Origin of the sequence: Brevibacillus fluminis, assembly GCF_003710825.1 — a bacterium.
Lineage (GTDB): Bacteria > Bacillota > Bacilli > Brevibacillales > Brevibacillaceae > Brevibacillus_D > Brevibacillus_D fluminis.
Genome location: NZ_RHHQ01000011.1, coordinates 17,421 through 32,885 on the forward strand (window position 1 = coordinate 17,421; position 15,465 = coordinate 32,885).

The following is a 15,465-nucleotide window of genomic DNA, read 5'->3' on the forward strand; positions in this document are numbered from 1 at the left end:
TGCGAACGTGAGAACACCGATTATCGCAGGAAACTGGAAGATGTTTAAAACCATTGCGGAGGCAACCGATTTCGCCAAGCAATTGACAGCGACGAAAGCGATTGAGGGCGTCGAGCAGGTGATCTGCGCCCCATTTACCACCCTGTCGGCTTTGGCTGGCATTCTCCAAGGAACGCCTTATGCGCTCGGCGCGCAAAACGTGCATTTTGCTGACCAAGGAGCATTCACCGGGGAGATCAGTCCGTTGATGCTAAAGGAAATCGGCGTAAAATACGTGATTATTGGTCATTCGGAGCGTCGCCAATATTTCAACGAAACCGACGAGACGGTGAACAAAAAAGTGATCGCTGCGCTTAGCCATGGCTTGCTGCCGATCGTTTGCGTGGGTGAGTCGCTTGCCGAGTTTGAAAGCGGCAGCACCGAGCAGGTTGTGCGTACGCAAACGGAAGCGGCATTGAACGGTTTGACCAGCGATCAGGTGAAACAGGTCGTCATCGCATACGAACCGATCTGGGCGATCGGCACAGGCAAGTCTTCGACGGCGGAAGACGCGAACAAAACCATCGGTTACATTCGTGGCTGCGTTGAGCGAGCATTCGGAGCGGAAGCGGCAGCTGCGATTCGCATCCAATACGGCGGAAGCGTGAAGCCAGACAATATTGAAGGATACTTGCGTCAGTCGGATATCGACGGCGCATTGGTTGGAGGAGCCAGCCTCACCGTTGACGGGTTTGTGCAATTGGTGGCAGGTGCCTCAGCAGCGAGGGGGTAAACAGACGTGACACAACGACCAAAACCAGTAGCATTGCTTATCATTGACGGCTTTGCCCTGCGTGGGGAAACGTACGGGAACGCCGTTGCACAGGCGAAGAAGCCTAACTTTGAACGATTCTGGTCTCAGTTCCCGCACGCGACGCTGGAAGCGAGCGGATTGGCGGTAGGTTTGCCGGAAGGGCAAATGGGGAACTCAGAGGTGGGCCACTTGAATATCGGCGCAGGACGCGTCGTTTATCAAGATTTGACACGGATTACTAAGGATATCAAAGAAGGCGGCTTTTTTGAAAATGACACGCTGCGCGATGCGATCGTGCATGCCAAGACGAACAACAAGAAGCTGCACCTGTTCGGGTTGCTTTCCGATGGCGGCGTTCACAGCCATATCCGCCACCTGTTCGCTTTGCTGGAGATGGCGAAAAAGAATGATTTTGCCGATGTGAACATCCATGCCTTCCTCGATGGACGTGACGTAGCGCCGGACAGCGCTGTCGGTTATATTGAGGAGCTGCAGGCTAAGATCGATGAGCTGGGCGTAGGGAAAATTGCAACGGTGCAAGGCCGTTATTATGCAATGGACCGCGACAAGCGCTGGGAACGGGTCGAAAAGGCGTACCGCGCGATGGTTTATGGCGACGCGCCGCACTATCAGGATCCGATCAAAGCGGTGAAGGAGTCCTACGAGAAATCGATCATGGATGAATTCGTCATGCCGACGGTGATCGTCGATGAGGCGGACCAGCCGATCGGCAAAATCGAAAGCGGCGACTCAATCATTTTCTTCAACTTCCGTCCGGACCGTGCGATCCAAATCTCGCAGGCGTTCACGAATGAAGACTTCCGCGGATTTGACCGCGGTGCAGATCACCCGCGCAACCTGCACTATGTTTGCTTGACCCATTTCAGCGAGACGGTGGATGGTTATGTGGCGTACAAGCCAGCCAATCTGGACAATACGCTTGGCGAGGTATTGGCGCAAAACGGCCTGACACAGCTGCGGATTGCCGAAACCGAAAAATATCCGCATGTCACTTTCTTCTTCAGTGGCGGACGTGAAGCGGAATTCCCAGGGGAGAAACGGATCCTGATCCCGTCCCCGAAAGTTGCGACGTACGATCTCCAGCCGGAGATGAGCGCGCCTGAACTGACAGATGCGGTGGTTGCGGAGATCGAAGCTGAGAATTTCGACGCGATCATCCTCAATTTCGCCAACTGCGACATGGTGGGGCACTCCGGCATGATGGAGCCTACTATTAAAGCGGTAGAAACCGTCGATGCGTGCTTGGGCCGCGTCGTCGATGCGATTTTGGCCAAAGGCGGCGTCGCGATCATCACGGCAGACCATGGGAATGCCGATCTGATGCTGGACCCGACAGGCCGTCCGATCACTTCACACAGCACATATCCAGTTCCGGTGATCGTCACGAAGGAAGGAGTCACGCTTCGTGAAGACGGGATTCTTGCCGACTTGTCCCCGACAATGGTAGAGTTATTAGGTGTGCCACAACCAAAAGAGATGACAGGTCATTCTCTTTTGGATAAAGACTAAACAGGATAGGGGCTGGGTTGAGATGACAATGATTACTGATGTGTATGCACGTGAGGTTATGGACTCCCGCGGTAACCCGACGGTAGAAGTGGAAGTCTATTTGGAAGACGGTTCTTTGGGCCGCGCTGCGGTTCCATCCGGCGCATCTACAGGTGCGTATGAAGCGGTTGAGCTGCGTGATGGCGACAAAAACCGTTACCTCGGCAAAGGCGTACTGCAAGCTGTAAAAAACGTAAATGACATCATCGCCGAAGAAATCATCGGCATGGACGTATTTGACCAAGTCGGCATCGATATGACGATGCTGCAACTGGATGGCACGCCAAACAAAGCGAAGCTGGGCGCAAACGCGATCCTCGGCGTATCGATGGCAGTAGCACGCGCAGCAGCAACATCGCTGGGTATTCCGCTTTACAACTACCTGGGCGGTTTCAATGCGAAAACATTGCCAGTGCCAATGATGAACATCTTGAATGGCGGTAAGCATGCGGATAACACCGTAGACATCCAGGAATTCATGGTGATGCCTGTAGGTGCTGAAACGTTTGCAGAAGCACTGCGTACAGGTGCGGAAATTTTCCACTCCCTGAAAAAAGTGTTGAGCAGCAAAGGCTTGAACACAGCGGTAGGCGATGAGGGCGGTTTTGCTCCAAACCTGAAATCCAATGAAGAAGCGATCACCACGATTTTGGAAGCAATCAAAGCTGCTGGCTACGAAGCAGGCAAAGACGTATTCCTCGCGCTCGACGTAGCAGCTACTGAAATGTATAAAGACGGAAGCTATCATTTCGAAGGCGAAGGCGTTGTGAAATCAACGGAAGAAATGATCGCGTTCTACGAAGATTTGGTAAGCAAATACCCAATCATTTCGATTGAAGACGGCTTGTCCGAGGACGATTGGGATGGATGGAAAGCGCTGACTGACCGTTTGGGCAGCAAAGTGCAGCTCGTCGGTGATGACCTGTTCGTAACCAACACCGCGCGTCTGGCTCGCGGTATCGAGAACAGCACTGGTAACTCCATCCTCGTCAAAGTAAACCAAATCGGTACGCTGACAGAAACATTCGATGCGATCGAAATGGCGAAACGCGCTGGTTACACAGCTGTGATCTCCCACCGTTCCGGTGAAACCGAAGACTCCACAATCGCTGACATCGCGGTTGCAACCAACGCGGGTCAAATCAAAACAGGTGCGCCTTCCCGTACCGACCGTGTGGCGAAATACAACCAATTGCTCCGCATTGAGGACGAATTGGGCGATACTGCAGATTACGGCGGCCGTGCTGCTTTCTACAACCTGAAGAAGTAAGGAAATGAAAAAAAGTGCTCTCTCGATTTGGTCGGGGGAGCACTTTTTTGTGGTTTTGGAGAAAAGAGGATAGCTGTCAAAATAGCGCAATAGAGAAGAAACGATAGAGGATATAGCATGCTAGAATAGAAAGAGAAAACAAGGAAAACAGTGTATTGGGTATCGAATACCTTGTGTATGGAAAAGAATAGAAGCAGCGCGTTTGGTAGTTACTTTTAAATGGGAGTGGAAAGTGTGATGATTCATAAAGTTGGTCAAATTATGTTGTATGTAAACAACCAAGATGAGGCAGTAAAGTTTTGGACTGAAAAAGTAGGCTTTCATGTCGTTTCAGAAGAAAACAACGGTCAGGGCATGAGATGGATTGAAATTGCCCCGAAAAATGGTGCAGAGACAAGCATCGTTTTACACAATAAAGAATTCGTGGCGAAAATGTCACCAGGATTAAATCTTGGCGCACCATCGTTATTGTTTTTTACGGAAAATCTCGATGACATGTATCGTGACTTATCAAGCAAACAGGTTAAAGTCGGTGAAATCGTCCAGATGCCGACTGGTAGAGTCTTTAACTTTGCCGATGCTGAAGACAATTACTTTGCTATCTTAGAAAAAAAATAATAGCAAAAAGCCCTTTCCGCGGAAGTGATCCGCCCAGAAAGGGCTTTGTTTTTTTTATGATCTTCCGCTGGCCGCCAATTCGAGTACCTGTGCTTGCTGTGGGCGCCGCCCTTTACCGTAGGGGATGCACATCGGCGATCCGTAAAGCGGGTCATGGGTGATCTGGCATTCCATATGGAAGACGTCGCGCACGAGCTGCTCGGTGATGATTTCCTCGGGCCTGCCTTGCGCATAAATCGTCCGGTCGTTGACGGCGACGATATGATGGGCGTAGCGGCATGCCAGATTGAGATCATGCAGCACCATTACGATGGTGCGCTGTTCTTTTTCATTCAGTTCAAACAAAAGATCGAGAATCTCAATTTGCTGCGCGAGGTCGAGATAGGTCGTCGGTTCATCCAGCAGGATCGTTTCCGTGCCTTGGGCGAGTGTCATGGCGATCCAGGCGCGCTGACGCTGGCCGCCGGAGAGCGAATCGACAGGACGCTCCGCCAAATCGGTAAGATTAGTTGCATGCAGCGCCTCCATGACCATTCGTTCATCTTCCTCTGACCATTGGGACAGCCAGCTTTGATACGGATAGCGCCCTTGCTTGACCAGCTGGAGAATCGTGAGTCCTTCCGGAGCGACAGGTCCTTGAGGCAGGATGGCGAGCCGCTTGGCAACCGCTTTGGTTTGCCATTGGTCAATGGCTTTCCCATCCAGCAGAATCGAGCCCGACTTTGGCTTCAGCAAGCGGGCGAGCGAGCGGAGCAGCGTCGATTTCCCGCAGCCGTTTTTTCCGATGAATACGCTGATCTGACCTTGCGGGATATGCAGGTCGAGATTTTCGATGATTGGCTTCTCGCCATAGGTTAGCGTAAGTTGCTTCGTTTCCAAAGAAGTTGCCATCAGGGGACCTCCCTTTACATATGTTGTCCGTGTGTGGTCAGCTGTTTTTGTAGAGCAAGTAAATAAAGAACGGTGCCCCGATGGCAGACGTGATCGCGCCAACCGGCACATCGATGGGGGAAAAGGCAACGCGTCCGATCAGATCGGCGCTGGTGACGATAAAGGCACCAACAACTGCCGAAACAGGGAGCATCGTTTCAAAAGACGGCCCCACCAATTGCTTGGCGATGTGCGGCGCGAGCAGGGCGACGAATCCGATTGCGCCGCCGATCCCGACGGCTGCTCCGCTCAAGCCGACACACATGAGAATCAGAACGAATTGCTGGCGCTGGACAGCACTGCCGATTCCTGCCGCAATGCTTTCGCCCATTTGTAGGGCGTTCATGTTGCGGGCAAACACCATGCTGAGGCCTAGCAGAACCACGGTCCATGGCAGCAGCATGATGACGTCCGTCCACTGTGTGCCATATAAGCTTCCGGTCAGCCACGTCATCGCTTTGGCTGTCAAATAAATGGGCGCTTTGACGATCAGCGTGGTCGTAAGGGCAGCCATGATCGCTTTGATCCCGATTCCGATCAAGACCAGGCGCATCGGGGTGACCCCGTTTTTCCACGCCAATCCGTACAAGATCGCCGAGACGACAGCAGAGCCCAGAAACGCCGCGAACGGCAGGAACTGGATGCTCATCGTTTCAAATAAAGTGAGAAAGGCAACCGCGGCAACCGAGGCACCGCCGGTAATGCCGAGAATGTCCGGGGAGGCGAGCGGGTTGCGCGCCACGCCTTGCATAATCGCCCCTGCCGCGCCCAATGAGAGACCGACTAAAAGGGCGCAGATAATGCGCGGGAGACGGAACGTCTGAATGACTAGCACTTGATCTTCCGTGCCTGAGCCGAGCAAAACTTTTAGCACCTCAATAGGGGAGTAATTGGTCTCTCCCATTCCTGTGCTGACGACAGCGACTGCAATTGTAGCCACGATGAGCGCAATGGCAGCAATCACGCCGCGCTTTGGCAGCAATTGCGAGGTCGGGCCGATTCGCATGGCCCAAAAACGATTGAATCCACTCATCCTTTCGCCAGCCCCTTTCTTGCCACGTAGACAAAGCCAGGAGCACCAATGAGGGCGGTCATGACGCCAATCGGCATTTCGTTCGGGAATGCCACGAACCGGGCGGCGATATCAGCGGCAAGCAGCAAGATCGCGCCGAGCATGCCGCTGTATAGCACGACCCAACGGGTGTCGATGCCGACGAAAAACCGCGACAGGTGCGGCGTTACGAGACCGACAAATCCAATTGGGCCAGCTACTGCGACGGAACAGCCACTTAGCATGACCACGATCAGACCGCTCACAATTTTGACCCAAAGCGTGCGCTGCCCCAGCCCTTTTGCCACATCCTCGCCCATCATGAGCGTGTGCAGCGGTTTGGCGACCAGAAGTGCTGCAATCCAAGCAGCCGCCATATAAGGCAGTACATTCGTCAAATACACTAGCTTGCGGCCGGCAACAGAACCGGAAATCCAAAACAGTATCTGATCAAGCGTCTGTTCGTTAATGGTCAAAATGCCGTGTGTGATAGAAGAAAACAGCGCCGTAATCGCTGCCCCCGACAAAGCCAGCTTCACTGGAGTGATGCCTTCGCGCCCGGCTGAACCAAGCAGGTATGCCAGCACACCGCTTATAGCAGCCCCAGCAAAAGCGAGCCAGGTGAACTGGGAAAGCGATTGAACAGAAAAATAGGTGACGGCGAGCACGATCGCAAGCGCTGCGCCGGAGTTAAGTCCAAAAATTTCAACATCCGCCAAAGGGTTCCGGGTTAAAGCCTGCAGCAATGCACCCGCCATTCCCAGGCAAAGGCCGACTGCAGCCGCAATCAGAGCGCGCGGGACACGGACCTCTTTAATGACGATATGCTCGTTGGAGCCGTCAAAATGGGTGTACGCATCGACTGCTGTATGCCAGCTTGTGTCGATGACGCCAAAAATGACGCTTGCATACATCAGGCACAAGATAAGGACTGCTCCCAATCCCAGACCCAGCCATTTCATGAAGTGATTAGAGAGAAGAGCATTCATTATGTAAAATCCTTCTTCCTTTATAGCCGATAATCTACTGTATTAGTGTAGGGTTGGGCGAATGGTTTGTCAATGATTTTGAGACTCATTATCATTTAAGTATTGACGTACTTAACAAATGCATGTACGATGATATCGATGCAACTGATTGTAATTCTCATTCTCATTACCATCTTAAGGGGGAACTTATACATATGCTTTCGTTTAGCAAAAAGAAATCAACCGTTCTGGCATTGATGACCGCGGTTATGGTGATGCTGGCAGGCTGCGGAACCGGCAATCAAGCTGCAGCGCCTGACAAAAATGCCTCTCAAACAACCGAACAAACCCAAGGAAGCGCGGCACCATCCAGTGAAGAATCGTACACGATCAAACACGCGATGGGCGAAACCACCATCAAGGGAACACCGAAACGAGTTGTTGTTTTGGCAACACAAGGGGTTGAAACCGTACTCGCTTTAGGTGTGAAGCCGGTAGGCGCAGTGTCTTCTTTCACCGGTAACGATTTTTATCCGCATGTAAAAGGCGAGCTGGAAGGCGTTAAAGTCGTAGGGACAGAATCCCAACCGAACCTGGAAGCCATTGCTGCCTTGAAGCCTGACTTAATCCTAGGCCTGAAATTCCGCCAAGAGAAAATTTACTCGCAGCTTTCCGCGATCGCACCGACAGTATTTGCTGAGCAACCACGCGGTGACTGGAAAGAAAACTTCACCCTGTTTGCAGAAGCAATGAACAAAAAAGCAGAAGGCGAAAAAGTAATTGCCGATTGGGATAAACGCGTTGCCGATTTCAAAGAAAAAGCAGGCGACAAGTTAAAAACGAAAGTGTCTCTCGTTCGCTTTATGCCAGGTAAAACCCGCATTTACTACAAAGATACGTTCGCAGGCGTTATTTTGGAGCAGCTCGGCTTCGCTCGTCCGGATGCGCAAAACAAACCTGACTTTGCCGACGATGTAACGAAAGAACGCATTCCAGATATGGACGGCGACATCATGTTCTACTACGTGTATGAGACAGGCGATAACAAAGCAAGCGAGCTGGAAAAAGAATGGACGAATGACCCGCTTTGGAAAAACCTGAATGTCGTGAAAAACAACAAAGTATTCAAAGTCGACGATGTGACATGGAACACGTCCGGTGGCGTGAAATCCGCCAACTTGATGCTGGATGATCTCGAGAAGTTCTTTTTGACAAAATAATGCAGTACTGGGACGGAAGTGAAATGCTTCCGTCTTTTTTATATTGCTGAAAAAGTTCAATCCTGTTACTATTTTGGAACAGCAACATATGATCGGTTAAAGGGCTGCGCGAATTAGAAAAAGCCCCGAGAGCAATTGTGCTCTAGGGGCCTGTCCGTGCCGATTCATCAAGGCTTCTTATTTTTTCGCTGCAAGCCATTCAGCAACGGCTTTGATTTCATCCGCTTTTTTCAGCATTCCAGGAGGCATGCCGCCGCGACCGTTCTTGATGATGTTTTCGATTTCTTTTGCATCATGCTTGCTACCAACCTTGGTCAAGTTCGGTCCCGCGATACCTTCGAGGTTTTGCCCATGACAAGCGGCGCAAGTTGATTTAAATACAGCCTCCGCGTCAACTTTGGATGGTGCGGTTGCTCCACCAGTAGCTTGTTCTTCGTGCTTCGGAGGGAAATAAATAGATCCTACAAGAGCGATAATGAACACGAGAAACAAGATACCAAACGAAGTAGAAAAGGCCCTTGCGGAGTCGACAATGTCGTTTTGATTCATATCTTTCTTGAAGTTAGAACCAGCCATGAAACAAAGACCTCCTAGTCAATTGTAGAGATACTACATGCAATTTTACGGCAAAATGTTGACGGTTGCAAGGCGAGTGAAAAACAGACAAAGAAAGTACACATTTCCAGTTGCAATTGCTGTGCTTCTTGAAGACTGGGACGAATTATGTTACATTGATATCAGTATGTGCTCGTATCATAAGTATGAGGTGAACAAATAATGGCTTTGGCTGCGAAAATTCTGCTTGTTATTGCCGCTATCGGCTTAATTGCTGTTGTTCTTTTACAATCCGGAAAAAGTGCTGGCTTGGCCGGTTCCATCGGCGGCGGTGCCGAAATGATGATGGGGAAACAAAAAGCACGCGGTATCGATGCAGTGCTTGGCAAGTTGACCGTTGTGTTTGCCGTTGTGTTTATGGTATCCACTATTTTGCTTGGTTATTTCTTGAAGGCTTCCTAAAAATAACCGATTCGTGAACGAAAAGAAGACAGCGAGGGCGTCCCTTGCTGTCTTTTTTTATACGTTGGGGCTGGAAACAAATTCCGACCAAAATACGTGCAGCTATGGCAAAGCCCATGTAGGTGTTTTCTTATGTTGCGGATTGCACATGAGCTGTTTTGCCCATACTATCAAGTAAGGAGAATGTTTTTAGACAGAGGAGAGGTTTAATGAAAGAACAAGAAATATTGACGTTCATGCGTGAAGAGGCGTACCATCCGATGACGGTGCAGGAGCTGGAGCAAGCGTTCCAGATTTCGGGTGCAGCCGGGTTCAAGGAATTGATCAAAGCGCTGAACATGCTGGAGGACCGCGGGGAAATCATTCGCACCCGGGCCAATCGCTACGGCGTGCCGGAAAAGATGAACCTGATTCGCGGACGTTTGCAAAATCACCCTAAAGGTTTCGGATTTGTTATCCCGGAAACGCCGGGAGAAGCGGATATTTATGTGCATGCCAACGACATGAACGGTGCCATGCATAACGATATCGTCCTTGCACGGATCGAGCGCCAAAGCAGCGGCGGTCAGCGTCTGGAAGGACAAATCGTCCGGATTGTCGAGCGGGGCGCGACCGAGCTGGTCGGTACGTTTTCCGATGAAGAACACTATGCCTTCGTTATTCCTGACGACAAGCGGATCGGCAAAGATATTTTCATCCCCAAATCGGCGTACCACGGCGCTGCAGACGGCCACAAGGTTGTCGTTAAAATCGTTAATTATCCGGAAGGAAGGGCCAATCCTGAGGGAGAGGTTATTGAGATTCTCGGCCACAAAAACGACCCGGGCATCGATATCTTATCGATTATCCGTAAGTACGGGCTGGCTGAAGTGTTTCCGGGCGACGTCATGGCGGAAGCGGAAGCCGCACCTGGCGAAATCAGCGAAAGCGAGCTAAAAGGCCGCCGCGACTTGCGCGACCGAATGATGGTTACCATCGATGGTGCAGATGCGAAAGACTTGGATGACGCGGTTTCGTTGGAAAAGCTGCCGAACGGTAACTATTTGCTGGGCGTGCACATCGCTGACGTTAGCTACTACGTCAAGGAAAATTCGGCACTGGATCATGAAGCGTACAGACGGGGGACCAGCGTGTATTTGGTCGACCGCGTGATTCCGATGCTGCCGCACCGTTTATCCAACGGGATTTGCAGCTTGAATCCGAAGGTGGATCGATTGACGGTTTCCTGCGACATGGAGATGGATCCGCAGGGCAACACAGTGAAGTATGACGTTTTCCTCAGTGTCATTCGCACAAATGAACGGATGACGTATGGCGATGTACGCAGCATTCTCGTCGACAAAGACGAGGCGCTGATCGAAAAATACGCCGAGCTTGTGCCGATGTTCCAGCTTATGGAGGAGCTGTGCCTCAAGCTGCGCAACAAGCGGATGAGCCGAGGCGCGATCGATTTTGACTTCCGCGAAGCTAAAATTTATGTCGATGCGGAAGGGAAGCCGAGCGAGATCGGATTCCGCACTCGCTCCATTGCGGAGCAAATCATCGAGGAATTTATGCTGGCTGCGAACGAAACCGTTGCCGAGCATTTCCACTGGATGAAAAAGCCGTTCATCTATCGCGTCCACGAAGATCCAAAGGAAGAAAAGCTGATTGCTTTCATGGAATTCATCACGACCTTTGGCTATTCCGTTCGCGGCAAAGGCAACACCGTTCATCCGCGTGCACTCCAGCAGGTGTTGGAGGAAGTAAAAGGAACGCCGGAAGAAGTGATCATTAGCACCGTGCTGCTGCGTTCGATGAAGCAGGCACGCTATGATGCGGAAAGCCTCGGACACTTCGGCTTGGCAACCGACTTTTACACGCACTTCACTTCACCGATCCGCCGCTACCCTGACCTGATCGTCCATCGCCTGATTCGCGAATGGGTGGAACACGGCGTAATGAGCGGCAAACGCGAAGAGCAATGGGCGGAGCGCATGCCAGAAATCGCGGACCACACCTCCCGTCGCGAACGCGTCGCAGTGGATGCCGAGCGGGAAACGGACGATCTGAAAAAAGCGGAATTCATGCTGGAGCACATCGGCGAAGAATTCGAAGGTGTTATTTCAGGGGTCACCTCGTTCGGGTTGTTCATTGAGCTGCCGAACACGATCGAAGGTCTGGTCCACGTCAGCTTTTTGACCGACGACTATTACCATTATCACGAAAAAGCATATGCTCTCGTCGGCGAACGTACCGGCAAGCAGTACCGCATCGGGGACGTGGTGGAAGTGCGCGTCGCGAATGTAAATGTGGAAGAGCGCGCCATCGATTTTGAAATCGTCGGAATGAAAAAAGCCAATACGTTCCGCCATGAAGGAAAAGGCCGCGGAGCCAAGGTAATCGATGGCGGTGGCGGCAGAGGCGGACGCGGTGGCAAACGGGAAAAAGGCCGTCGCAAAGATATCGAACCCGCTGCAGCGAAGCGCAAACGCGCCAATGAACGTGGAGGCCGCAAGTCGGGCACAGGTGCGCAAGGTGCGGGTGTTGTTTCATTAAAAGGAAATGGGGCCCAAGCGGCAGAGGGCGGCGAATCAGCGCAAAAGCCTAAGCAATTTTGGGAAGACCTCGTGAATGCGAAAAAGAAACGCAAAAACACCGTGGCCAAACCAGCCAAGCGCAAACGCAGGTAATATATAATAAGGAAGGAAAGGGGAGGCGCGAGTCGGACTCCCCTTTCCGGGTTCTTCTGATGTAGGGAGCTATTGCCCGATGGTGCAGTTTGTGCTAAACTAGCATTTACCAATCTAGCAAAACTGAGGTGATCCACATGTCTGGAAAAGGGACCAAAACGTTGGCGCAAAACCGCAAAGCACGCCATGATTATCACATCGAGGACGTCTACGAAACCGGTATCGCTTTGACAGGCACGGAGATCAAGTCGGTGCGTGCTGGGCGCGTGCAGTTGAAGGACAGCTTTGCCCGCGTGGAAAACGGACAAGTGATGCTGCACAATATGCACATCAGCCCGTACGATCAGGGCAATCGCTTTAATCATGAACCGGAGCGGACGCGCAAGCTGTTGATGCATCGCCTGGAAATCCTCAAGCTGATCGGGCTTACCCGCGAGAAAGGCTACTCGCTTGTGCCGCTGAGCATTTATTTAAAAGGCGGCTGGGCCAAGGTGGAGCTGGGTCTGGCGAAAGGGAAGAAGAATTACGACAAGCGCGAGGATCTGAAGAAAAAGGATGCCATGCGCGAAGTCGAACGTGCGCTGCGGGATCGGCAGAAGGGATAAGGCAAGGCAGAAGGAGATGCTTTCCCTGGTTGGCACAATCTCCTGCTGTTGGCGTAAACTCCCGTTGATTCAAGGATGACGGAAGTGCTATAGTTATTACACGAAGCGAAATACTTTTGGATTCGCTTCAAGGAAAGACTGACATCGGTAACGATGTACGCTGTACCACCAACTCGTAGTGAAGCTTTGCCTACACCATGGTGCCGGGCTTGTCTGCTGAAATACGCAGCCATGTGCCGTTGCATACATGATGATCATGGGGGCGTTCTGGATTCGACGGGGATGGTAGAGCATAAGAAGCGAGCCGGGGGGTTGCGGACCTCGTCATCAACGCAAACGCCATTAACTGGCAACAAACAACTTTCTCTCGCTGCTTAATAACCAGTGAGGCGCTACCACTCCATCGCCCATGTGGCGTGACTAGCGCTCAACTTTAGTGGGATACGCCGGAGACCTCCGCCTGGGGTCAAAGGAAGAAGATCAATCAGGCTAGGTTACGGGTCAGCGCGTCGCTCCGCGAATCCGTCGCCGAAATCTAAATGAGTGACTGCGCTCGGAGATGCTTATGTATCGCTGTTTTCGGACGGGGGTTCGAATCCCCCCGCCTCCACCATACATATCAGTGATGTCACCCGTAGAGGTGGCTTTTTTGTTTTTATGGGGCAGGTTCGCTATTCATTGCGGTTTGGGAAGCTCGTTGCATTAATGATTGGTAATGCATTACCACCATTGTTCAGTCAAGTTCAGTCTGATCATATTAAAGACCATTTACTGGAGAACATAAGCGCGAAACACAGTCGATTGGCGAATCATGCCACTCCTTTGAAGAGGTAAAGCAGTATATCCCTACAAATTGTGGATTTAAACTGCCACGACCCGCCTCCACCTCCACCAAGTAAATTATTTACGTTAATCTAGTATGACATAATAAGCTGGCCAAGATGGCTGGCTTATTTTTGTATGTGCGCCCAGCACTCTAGGATGAGATCTCGAATGGTGAAGGCACAGTAGCCATTGGCTTACGACATAGTGATGTGAGGTGGAATAGAGGGAAGTTCTATTTTCATAAAAACGAAGCAGCATTTATGCGGTAGAAAGTAAAGGAAAAGGAAGAAGAGTGTTTTTGGCAAGTAAAAAATGACGACAGCGGTACCAAGGAAAAATAACACAATGTTTATTGCCAGCAAGCGCATGGCTAACTGGAATCGTATCACATGTTTGATTCTGGCAAATTGATTCGTAATCTCACGCGGAGAACCTAACTGGCGAAATGTTTCCAGCATGGCATCGCGCTCTGTAAATCCTTTGGCTTGGAGTTCACGTACAGACTCCGCGATATGAGAGCGCAGCTCCTGCAGAACTTGTTTCTTATTTACACCGTTGGGCAAAAGCTGCATAACGGTGTAAAGGTAAGCTTCATCGTAAAATACATCTATATACACTTCATTATTGACTCGATATTGTAAAAATCAAGAGATCAATATTTGCAATTTTGCTTTACAAATTTGCAAATATTTCTTTGATAATAAAAGTCTCTTTTTGCAAGCTTAATAGGAAGTGCCATTGAATGGTAAGATTTTTTTCTTTACGGGACTGCAGCATCCCATGAGTTTAATCATGGAGATAGCGTATACCCTGAAGTTTACGTGCAATATTAGAATTTATTGGGCTCTGGCTTCGGAATGGAGTCGATGAAACTTCCGACATATTTATTTTGGCATAAACCTTGCTTATATCAAATCGTAACACCTCAAATGTTACTTCGAACAAGCAGAAAGGAGTCAAAAAAATGGATGTAAAGAAGATTGCGGTTATTGGCGCGGGGGTTATGGGAAGGGGGATCGCTCAAACAGCTGCATTAACTGGTTTTGAAGTTATTATGAATGACATTGAGGAAGAGGCTCTCATTCATGCGTATTCTAACATCGAAAAAGATCTAAAGAACAGTGTTGAAAAAGGCTTGCTTACACAATTTGATATGAAACAAGCACTTTCGAATATTAAACTGATGAATCGAATCGATGAAGCAGGACACAGTGTTGACCTGGCTATTGAAGCAGCTGTAGAAATTATGGAAGTTAAACAGGATATTTTCAAACAGTTGGATGAGTTTTGTCCATCTCATGCAATACTGGCCACAAATACTTCAACCATGAGTCCCACTGAAATTGGCGCTGTAACGAAACGTGCTTCACAAACGATCGCAATGCACTTTTTTAATCCGGTTCCAAAGATGAAATTATGTGAAATCATACGTGGTATTGAAACCTCCGATTCAACAGTCTCAATAGCAGTTGAAGTTGCGAATCGAATGGGGAAAGAAACCGTGCAGGTAAACGAATTCCCAGGCTTTGTGCCATCACGAATCAATGCCTTGGTTGGTAACGAAGCATTGAATATGCTGATGGAGGGAGTTGCCAGTGCTGGTGACATTGATAAAGCCATCAAGTTGGGATTGAACTATCCGATGGGACCATTAGAGTTGATGGATGTTGTCGGGCTGGATACGCGTCTGAGAAATTTGGAATATCTCCACAAATATTTAGGTGAAAAGTATCGTCCGTGCCCACTTCTGTACAAATTTGTAGCAGCAGGACGATTAGGTAAAAAAGTAGGACGAGGAATATTCGAATATGGCGAACGAGTTTAGCAATTCATTCGCAATGTTGTTTCGCAATTCTGCGAAAAATGCGTAGCGGATTTCACTTTCTAACATGATCAAAAAAGGGGTGGAATGTTGTGGATTTTGAGT

14 protein-coding genes and 1 other RNA gene are annotated in these 15,465 nt (G+C 50.2%); 10 read left to right on the forward strand and 5 right to left on the reverse strand.

Translation table 11 applies throughout. The features are described 5' to 3' along the window. Positions 1-7: 7 nt before the first annotated feature. The 4 genes from tpiA (at position 8) to EDM56_RS13705 (ending at position 4,250) form a co-directional block, all read left to right on the forward strand. Positions 8-772, forward strand: coding sequence for a triose-phosphate isomerase (gene tpiA, locus EDM56_RS13690; protein ID WP_122918470.1), 765 nt, complete (start codon positions 8-10; stop codon positions 770-772). Positions 773-778: 6 nt separating this feature from the next. Further along, entirely contained in the window at positions 779-2,323 is a 1,545-nt protein-coding gene (gene gpmI / locus EDM56_RS13695; protein WP_122918471.1) for a 2,3-bisphosphoglycerate-independent phosphoglycerate mutase, read from the forward strand. Between the two features lie 22 nt (positions 2,324-2,345). Further along, complete coding sequence (eno, locus tag EDM56_RS13700) at positions 2,346-3,632, forward strand: phosphopyruvate hydratase (RefSeq protein ID WP_122918472.1); 1,287 nt, start codon at positions 2,346-2,348, stop codon at positions 3,630-3,632. 237 nt (positions 3,633-3,869) lie between these two features. Next, complete coding sequence (locus EDM56_RS13705; protein ID WP_122918473.1) at positions 3,870-4,250, forward strand: VOC family protein; 381 nt, start codon at positions 3,870-3,872, stop codon at positions 4,248-4,250. 54 nt (positions 4,251-4,304) lie between these two features. Here EDM56_RS13705 and EDM56_RS13710 read toward each other — a convergent pair whose 3' ends face one another. The 3 genes from EDM56_RS13710 to EDM56_RS13720 are packed head-to-tail and all read right to left on the reverse strand — an operon-like array spanning position 4,305 to position 7,220. Continuing rightward, a complete protein-coding gene (locus EDM56_RS13710; RefSeq protein WP_122918474.1) occupies positions 4,305-5,141 on the reverse strand; it encodes an ABC transporter ATP-binding protein in 837 nt (278 codons plus the stop codon). 37 nt (positions 5,142-5,178) lie between these two features. Further along, complete coding sequence (locus EDM56_RS13715; protein ID WP_183192428.1) at positions 5,179-6,213, reverse strand: FecCD family ABC transporter permease; 1,035 nt, start codon at positions 6,211-6,213, stop codon at positions 5,179-5,181. After that, complete coding sequence (locus EDM56_RS13720; protein ID WP_122918475.1) at positions 6,210-7,220, reverse strand: FecCD family ABC transporter permease; 1,011 nt, start codon at positions 7,218-7,220, stop codon at positions 6,210-6,212. Before EDM56_RS13720 ends, EDM56_RS13715 begins: the two co-directional genes overlap by 4 nt. 194 nt (positions 7,221-7,414) lie before the next feature. Between EDM56_RS13720 and EDM56_RS13725 the strand changes: the two genes are divergently transcribed. Beyond that, entirely contained in the window at positions 7,415-8,419 is a 1,005-nt protein-coding gene (locus EDM56_RS13725) for an ABC transporter substrate-binding protein (protein ID WP_122918476.1), read from the forward strand. Positions 8,420-8,596: 177 nt separating this feature from the next. Here EDM56_RS13725 and EDM56_RS13730 read toward each other — a convergent pair whose 3' ends face one another. Next, complete coding sequence (locus tag EDM56_RS13730) at positions 8,597-8,995, reverse strand: YqzM family protein (protein ID WP_122918477.1); 399 nt, start codon at positions 8,993-8,995, stop codon at positions 8,597-8,599. Positions 8,996-9,196: 201 nt separating this feature from the next. Here EDM56_RS13730 and secG point away from each other — a divergent pair, with 201 nt between their 5' ends. From secG to ssrA, 4 genes are all read left to right on the forward strand, one after another. After that, a complete protein-coding gene (gene secG, locus EDM56_RS13735) occupies positions 9,197-9,436 on the forward strand; it encodes a preprotein translocase subunit SecG (protein ID WP_122918478.1) in 240 nt (79 codons plus the stop codon). Positions 9,437-9,645: 209 nt separating this feature from the next. Continuing rightward, positions 9,646-12,108 (forward strand): ribonuclease R, encoded by a 2,463-nt coding sequence (gene rnr / locus EDM56_RS13740; protein ID WP_122918479.1) that lies wholly within the window; start codon positions 9,646-9,648, stop codon positions 12,106-12,108. A 137-nt stretch (positions 12,109-12,245) separates the two neighbouring features. Next, complete coding sequence (smpB, locus tag EDM56_RS13745) at positions 12,246-12,713, forward strand: SsrA-binding protein SmpB (protein ID WP_122918480.1); 468 nt, start codon at positions 12,246-12,248, stop codon at positions 12,711-12,713. Positions 12,714-12,971: 258 nt separating this feature from the next. Further along, positions 12,972-13,326, forward strand: a transfer-messenger RNA (tmRNA) gene (gene ssrA / locus EDM56_RS13750). 406 nt (positions 13,327-13,732) lie between these two features. Here the strand turns inward: ssrA and EDM56_RS13755 are convergent. Continuing rightward, positions 13,733-14,155, reverse strand: coding sequence for a permease prefix domain 1-containing protein (locus EDM56_RS13755; protein WP_122918481.1), 423 nt, complete (start codon positions 14,153-14,155; stop codon positions 13,733-13,735). A 347-nt stretch (positions 14,156-14,502) separates the two neighbouring features. On the opposite strand from EDM56_RS13755, the gene EDM56_RS13760 reads away from it, so the two are divergent. Next, on the forward strand, positions 14,503-15,363 hold the full coding sequence (locus EDM56_RS13760) for a 3-hydroxyacyl-CoA dehydrogenase NAD-binding domain-containing protein (protein WP_122918482.1): 861 nt from the start codon (positions 14,503-14,505) through the stop codon (positions 15,361-15,363). The last annotated feature ends 102 nt before the right edge of the window (positions 15,364-15,465 follow it).

Excerpts from the sequence above, each read along its gene's own strand:
- eno (WP_122918472.1), top strand. The coding sequence starts at position 2,346 with ATGACAATGATTACTGATGTGTATGCACGTGAGGTTATGGACTCCCGC.
- EDM56_RS13705 (WP_122918473.1), top strand. The coding sequence starts at position 3,870 with ATGATTCATAAAGTTGGTCAAATTATGTTGTATGTAAACAACCAAGAT.
- EDM56_RS13710 (WP_122918474.1), bottom strand. The coding sequence starts at position 5,141 with ATGGCAACTTCTTTGGAAACGAAGCAACTTACGCTAACCTATGGCGAG.
- EDM56_RS13715 (WP_183192428.1), bottom strand. The coding sequence starts at position 6,213 with ATGAGTGGATTCAATCGTTTTTGGGCCATGCGAATCGGCCCGACCTCG.
- EDM56_RS13720 (WP_122918475.1), bottom strand. The coding sequence starts at position 7,220 with ATGAATGCTCTTCTCTCTAATCACTTCATGAAATGGCTGGGTCTGGGA.
- EDM56_RS13725 (WP_122918476.1), top strand. The coding sequence starts at position 7,415 with ATGCTTTCGTTTAGCAAAAAGAAATCAACCGTTCTGGCATTGATGACC.
- EDM56_RS13730 (WP_122918477.1), bottom strand. The coding sequence starts at position 8,995 with ATGGCTGGTTCTAACTTCAAGAAAGATATGAATCAAAACGACATTGTC.
- secG (WP_122918478.1), top strand. The coding sequence starts at position 9,197 with ATGGCTTTGGCTGCGAAAATTCTGCTTGTTATTGCCGCTATCGGCTTA.
- rnr (WP_122918479.1), top strand. The coding sequence starts at position 9,646 with ATGAAAGAACAAGAAATATTGACGTTCATGCGTGAAGAGGCGTACCAT.
- smpB (WP_122918480.1), top strand. The coding sequence starts at position 12,246 with ATGTCTGGAAAAGGGACCAAAACGTTGGCGCAAAACCGCAAAGCACGC.
- EDM56_RS13760 (WP_122918482.1), top strand. The coding sequence starts at position 14,503 with ATGGATGTAAAGAAGATTGCGGTTATTGGCGCGGGGGTTATGGGAAGG.